The 2,110-nt window shown below is 36.2% G+C and carries 3 protein-coding genes; all 3 read right to left on the reverse strand.

Annotated features, from left to right (window positions below):
* Positions 1-43: 43 nt before the first annotated feature.
* Positions 44-286 carry a hypothetical protein gene (locus tag ACED20_RS21090; protein ID WP_378106710.1) on the reverse strand — a complete coding sequence of 81 codons (243 nt, stop codon included), beginning with the start codon at positions 284-286 and terminating at the stop codon, positions 44-46.
* Between the two features lie 711 nt (positions 287-997).
* Positions 998-1,363 carry a hypothetical protein gene (locus tag ACED20_RS21095; protein WP_294319247.1) on the reverse strand — a complete coding sequence of 122 codons (366 nt, stop codon included), beginning with the start codon at positions 1,361-1,363 and terminating at the stop codon, positions 998-1,000.
* Between the two features lie 3 nt (positions 1,364-1,366).
* The coding region (locus ACED20_RS21100; protein ID WP_378106713.1) for a type IV secretion protein Rhs at positions 1,367-2,110 on the reverse strand (744 nt) is incomplete at its 5' end.

Raw genomic sequence — 2,110 nt, forward strand, 5'->3', positions numbered from 1 at the left:
TTCGGATTGTTCGGGGTCTGGTAAAAGCCTGCCGTTAGCCTGTTTAGCCTGTCATAGACATAGCCGTACCTTTTTGGAGTCGTAGAAGGATTATTCCTATATTTTCCACGCTTCTCCAGTCTACCTCGGCAATGTTCCCATTGTATTTTGCTGCGACTTCTTTACCCGGAAACTGCAACGGATTAGGAGTTGTGATTCCCTCCTTTTCAGTATACTTGATTTTGTAGGAAAAAAGCTTGCCGCCCAGATCAGGAACCTGCATCTGATCCCTGTTGATTTCGGTCATCCAGCCCCGGATATTANCGGATTAGGAGTTGTGATTCCCTCCTTTTCAGTATACTTGATTTTGTAGGAAAAAAGCTTGCCGCCCAGATCAGGAACCTGCATCTGATCCCTGTTGATTTCGGTCATCCAGCCCCGGATATTATAATTGTAATCGATGCTCTGAAGGTTGTTTCCTACTTTCTTGTTGGAAAGCTGGGAAAGTTCATTGTAGGTATTCTGCGCCAGCATCTCGTATATATGCCAGTGGACCAGAAGCCGCTCCTGGGCCACTTTCTTCAGATTAGAATAAAGTTCTTTATAATATACTTTAATATAAGTCTAAAAACGTTCATAACTCACAAACCCATCGTGAATACGATGGGCTTTTTATTATCTGCCACACGATGCAATCGTGCGGTAGCAGGGGGATAAATTAGCCAAATTCTACGGTATTACCATTGATGAGATTGTAAATTTTAATGATAAAAAACTTCCGCCTAAAGAAGTAGTAATACAAGACAAAGCGATTTTAGAACAAGTTGAACTTATCTCGCAACTGGAAGAAAAAGAAAAAAATGTTGTCTATACTATTATTGAATCTTTTATTTCTAAAAAACGTTTTAAAGATTTTGTATCGCAAAATGTCGCTCTATAAATAAAAAACCCACCGCTTTGCGGTGGGTTTTTTATTTATCTGCTACGAAGTTACAAACTTCGCAGAGCGGGGGAATTGTTAATCTTCTGATTTATAAAAATTTAATACCTCTCCTGTGTTTTTATTAATATTGATATATATCTTGCAATATTTACAGTTATAACTTTTTACCACTATATGCCAAACTTTATCATTAGCAATTAAGTTTATTTGATATGGCTTAACTTTTTCTGGAGTTAATAACTCTCTTTTATTTATAAGAATATCAATATATTTTATTAAAGTTTCTTCGTCCGGTATAATATCTGTACCATAACGATTTGCAATTTTACAAGGAAGTTGGTCTATTCCTCTATTTTTATCTTTACACTTCACTTCTTTGGTTTGTTGTCCTAAAACACATAAAGGAAGAAAGAATAAAATCATTAAAACTTTATTTAGCATATTTTAATATCTTTTAGGTTGTTCAGGATCAAATCCTTTAGGTAATACATTTGGCATAGTGGTAGGAGAAATATTATTAAGTCGTAATCCTTTCGATGCGGGATCAGAAGGTAAATCCTTAGCAACTGGAACATCGTAATTTTTAATTGGGACACCACCAGAATCCATTTTACCAGAATTAGATTTATTACTAACGCCCGGACTATATTCTCTTAATCCTCCGTCTGGAGTAGCTACAAATCCAACCATAGGTTTTCCATAACCATTGTCTACTTTTTTACCATCTGTTTCTGTTAGGGTATTGTTATAAATAGAAATATCTTGATCTGAAAATTTATTTGCACTACTATAATCTTTCCCATCAATTTTAATAACGTCTGTATCGCCTGAGTGCGTATGACCGTCGCCCACAATTTCCCCTAACTTTGAAACTTCAGCAACTTGTTCCGGAGTAATATTTCCTGCCATACCCGCAGATCCAACTTCAGGAACTGAATAACTATAGTAAGTTTCTCCATTCTTATCTGTTGCTTGGTAAAATGTTGTACGAAGCTCTACATTATAATTGATTGATAGACCATTATATTGCTTTCCAAAATCATTTGCTGCTGACCTTAAAGTTTTAAATCTATCTCCTGGATCCATAACTTGCATTCCATCAGGATCGATAAATCTAATTGGGTTATTTACAGCATAAGCATACGTAGAATGTCTGCGATATTTCTCCGCCAGCGGATCCACTACACC

The sequence above is a fragment of the Chryseobacterium sp. sg2396 genome, assembly GCF_042610505.1.
In the GTDB taxonomy this organism is placed as follows: Bacteria; Bacteroidota; Bacteroidia; order Flavobacteriales; family Weeksellaceae; genus Chryseobacterium.

Excerpts from the sequence above, each read along its gene's own strand:
- ACED20_RS21095 (WP_294319247.1), bottom strand. The coding sequence starts at position 1,363 with ATGCTAAATAAAGTTTTAATGATTTTATTCTTTCTTCCTTTATGTGTT.
- ACED20_RS21090 (WP_378106710.1), bottom strand. The coding sequence starts at position 286 with ATGACCGAAATCAACAGGGATCAGATGCAGGTTCCTGATCTGGGCGGC.